Genomic DNA, 3,987 nt, shown 5'->3' on the forward strand with positions numbered 1-3,987 from the left:
GGCGGAAAAGAAGGGTGGCGGCATGGAGGCTCCGGTTCCGCAAAGACCCGCTCCCAGGCCCGCCCCAAGGCCCACACCTGCGGCCGCACCCGCTGCCGCGCCACGTCCGGCTCCGCATGCGCCAGCCTCGCATAGCCAGGGCAAGCGCGGCGTGCCCGGCATCGAGGCGATCATCGCTGTCGCCTCGGGCAAAGGCGGCGTCGGCAAGTCGACCACTGCCGTCAACATCGCGCTTGGCCTCGCCGCTAACGGCTTGAGGGTTGGTGTGCTTGACGCCGACATCTACGGCCCGTCCATGCCGCGGCTGCTCAACATCCATGGCCGGCCGCAGACCGTCGACGGCAAGGTCCTGAAGCCAATGGAGAATTACGGGCTGAAGGTCATGTCGATGGGCTTCCTCGTCGATGAGGAGACGCCGATGATCTGGCGCGGGCCGATGGTGATGTCGGCGCTGACGCAGATGCTGCGCGAGGTCGAGTGGGGTCCGCTCGACGTGCTCGTCGTCGACATGCCGCCCGGCACTGGCGACGCGCAGCTGACCATGGCCCAGCAGGTGCCGCTCGCCGGCGCCGTCATCGTCTCGACGCCGCAGGATCTGGCCCTGATCGATGCGCGAAAGGGCCTCAACATGTTCAAGAAGGTGGACGTGCCGCTGTTGGGCATCGTCGAGAACATGAGCTACTTCCTCGCCCCCGACACCGGCAAGCGCTACGATATCTTCGGCCACGGCGGCGCGCGCCGCGAGGCCGAGCGCCTCGGCGTCACCTTCCTCGGCGAAGTGCCGCTCGAGATGGGCATCCGCGAAAGCTCGGATGCCGGCACACCGGTGGTGGTCTCGAAGCCCGATGGCGCCGAGGCAAAAATCTACCGCGACATCGCTTCTAAGGTCTGGGACAGGGTCAATGAAGAACGCGGCGCGGCGGAAGCCGCGGTGCCGAGCATCGTGTTCGAGTAACGCGAATATCCCTCCCCCTTGAGGGGAGGGTGCCGCGCGAAGCGCGGCGGGAGGGGTCATCTGAACCGCCTCAACCTCTTACGAAGGAAATGTTGGAGCGCGTCGCCACCGACCCCACCCGGCCCTGCGGGCCACCCTCCCCTCAAGGGGGAGGGATCACTGCGCCCACCTTCTCGCCGAACGACGAAAAAAACTGCCCGGCCAGTTTCTTCGACGTCGATTCGATCAGCCGGCTGCCGAGCTGGGCGATCTTGCCGCCGACATCGGCCTTGGCCGCATATCTGAGGATCGTCGCCTCCGGCCCGTCGGCGGTCAGCGTCACATCGGCGCCGCCCTTGGCGAAGCCGGCGATGCCGCCCTTGCCCTCGCCCTGGATGGTGTAGGAATGCGGCGGGTTGAGATTCTTGAGCGTCACTTCGCCGTTGAACGTCGCCTTGATCGGGCCGATCTTGAGCACCACTGTCGCCCCCATCTCGGTGTCCGACTTCTTTTCAAGGCTCTGGCAGCCCGGAATGGTCTGCCTCAGAACGTCCGGGTCGTTCAGCGCTTCCCACACCTTTTGCAGGGGTGCGGCGATGCGTTCCTCGCCTTCGATCACCAAAGCCATCAAAATCTCCCGGATACAAAATTGACAAACCCCGATCCCGTCTAGCGTGGGGGCCGATGTATGTCTATCGCACCAAAGTCCGGAATAGGATGGCGCGTGCCTCTTGCCTGCTCTCGCGCGTTGTCATATCGATTTGTCATACAAATACGGAGACCATGATGGCCGGCGCCCCCACACAGAAGAAGAAATTTCGCTCGCAGGAGTGGTTCGACAATCCCGACAATCCGGGGATGACGGCGCTTTACCTCGAGCGCTACCTGAATTACGGGCTGACGCGTGCCGAGCTGATGTCGGGCAAGCCGCTGATCGGCATCGCCCAGACCGGTTCGGATCTGTCGCCCTGCAACCGCCATCATATCGAGCTGGCCAAGCGCGTGCGCGAGGGCATCGTGTCGATGGGCGGCATCCCTTTCGAGTTCCCGTGCCACCCGATCCAGGAGACGGGCAAGCGCCCGACAGCCGCGCTCGACCGCAACCTTGCCTATCTCGGCCTGGTCGAAGTGCTCTACGGCTACCCGCTCGACGGCGTCGTGCTCACCATCGGCTGCGACAAGACGACGCCAGCCCTGCTGATGGCGGCGGCCACCGTCAACATTCCGGCTATCGCGTTGTCGGTCGGCCCGATGCTGAACGGCTGGCACAAGGGCAAGCGCACCGGATCCGGCACGATCGTCTGGGAATCGCGCCAGCGCCTGTCGGCCGGCGAGATCGGCTATGACGAGTTCATGGACATCGTCGCCTCCTCGGCGCCGTCCACTGGCTATTGCAACACAATGGGCACTGCCACCACCATGAATTCGCTGGCCGAGGCGCTCGGCATGCAGTTGCCGGGCTCGGCCGCGATCCCCGCGCCCTATCGCGAGCGCGGCCAGATCGCCTATGAGACGGGAAAACGCATCGTCGACATGGTGCATGAGGATCTGAAGCCCTCCGACATCATGACCCGGCAGGCCTTCGAGAACGCCATCGTCGTCAATTCGGCCATCGGCGGCTCGACCAACGCGCCGATCCACCTCAACGCCATCGCCCGCCATCTCGGCGTGCCGCTCGACAATGACGATTGGCAGAAGGTCGGCCTCAACATACCGCTCATCGTCAACCTGCAGCCGTCGGGCGAATATCTCGGCGAGGATTACCACCACGCCGGTGGCGTGCCGGCGGTCGTGGCCGAACTGATGAAGGCTGGGCTGTTGCCCTATCCCGACGCCATGACCGTCAACGGCAAGACGATAGGCGACAATTGCGGTGGGGCCGTCAACGAGAATCTCGACGTCATCCGCACCGTCGCCGAGCCGCTGAAGGCTAATGCCGGCTTCATTAATCTCAAAGGCAATCTGTTCGATTCGGCGATCATGAAGACCAGCGGCATCTCGCCCGAATTCCGCGAACGCTATCTGTCGAACCCGAAGGACCCCGAGGCCTTCGAAGGCAATGCCATGGTCTTCGACGGGCCGGAGGACTATCACGCCCGCATCGACGATCCGGCGCAAGGCATCGACGAGCACACGATCCTGTTCATGCGTGGCGCCGGCCCGATCGGTTATCCGGGCGGCGCCGAAGTCGTCAACATGCAGCCGCCGGCCCATCTCATCAAGAAGGGCATCCACGCGCTGGCCTGCATCGGCGACGGCCGCCAGTCGGGAACGTCGGGCTCGCCGTCGATCCTCAACGCCTCGCCTGAAGCCGCCATAGGCGGCGGGCTGGCGCTGCTGAAGACCGGCGACCGCGTCCGCATCGACCTGCGCAAGGGCACCGCCGACATTCTCGTCACCGACGACGAGATCACGCGCCGTCGCGCCGAGCTGCAGAACAGTGGCGGCTATCACTACCCCAAGCATCAGACGCCATGGCAGGAGATTCAGCGCGGCATGGTCGACCAGTTTTCCGAAGGAATGGTGCTGAAGCCGGCGGTGAAATATCAGGATGTGGCGCACACCAAGGGCGTGCCGCGGGACAATCACTAGAGCAATTCCAGGAAAAGTGTGAAGCGGTTTTCCGTCCGGAATTGCGCAAAAACAAAGAGGGATTCGGCGTTTCCGTGAAACGATGAACCGCTCTAACGTCGGCCTCCGGCGCCTTCCGCTGGCCGGCGGCTTGGTTCGATCAAGCCGCCGTCAGATGTTTCTGAGCCCGCCGCTCACAAATAACCGGTGATCTCCGGCGCTTGGTCCTGCCTGTCGCGCTTGCCGTCCTCGTAAACGATTGGTGCTGCGGCGAGTTCCTCTTCGGTGACGTCGTCGAGGCAGGCGACGTTCACCGCCCAGAAATTCCCGCCCATGAAGTCGAGAAAGCCGCGCGAGAGAAAATTCGCGCCGCAGTTCGGGCACATATAGTGGTTGATGTCGCCCTCCGGCCAGTTCGACGGCGTCGCCTTGTATTCACGCATCCGGTCGCGGCCATCCGTCACCCGCACAGCCTCATAGGC

4 protein-coding genes are annotated in these 3,987 nt (G+C 64.1%); 2 read left to right on the forward strand and 2 right to left on the reverse strand.

The window, feature by feature from the left end:
* Nucleotides 1–955 (forward strand): Mrp/NBP35 family ATP-binding protein (locus tag EOC93_RS32870; protein WP_164759384.1); only part of this gene is annotated, 955 nt, incomplete at its 5' end.
* A gap of 142 nt (nucleotides 956–1,097) precedes the next feature.
* Here the strand turns inward: EOC93_RS32870 and EOC93_RS32875 are convergent.
* Nucleotides 1,098–1,562, reverse strand: a complete 465-nt coding sequence (locus EOC93_RS32875; protein ID WP_127206691.1) for a carbon monoxide dehydrogenase subunit G — start codon at nucleotides 1,560–1,562, stop codon at nucleotides 1,098–1,100.
* 158 nt (nucleotides 1,563–1,720) lie between these two features.
* Here EOC93_RS32875 and EOC93_RS32880 point away from each other — a divergent pair, with 158 nt between their 5' ends.
* Entirely contained in the window at nucleotides 1,721–3,526 is a 1,806-nt protein-coding gene (locus EOC93_RS32880) for an IlvD/Edd family dehydratase (protein ID WP_127206692.1), read from the forward strand.
* A 173-nt stretch (nucleotides 3,527–3,699) separates the two neighbouring features.
* Here the strand turns inward: EOC93_RS32880 and EOC93_RS32885 are convergent.
* On the reverse strand, nucleotides 3,700–3,987 hold a 288-nt coding region (locus EOC93_RS32885), incomplete at its 5' end, for a GFA family protein (protein ID WP_127206693.1).

This window comes from Mesorhizobium sp. M6A.T.Ce.TU.002.03.1.1, assembly GCF_003997275.1.
Lineage (GTDB): Bacteria > Pseudomonadota > Alphaproteobacteria > Rhizobiales > Rhizobiaceae > Mesorhizobium > Mesorhizobium mediterraneum.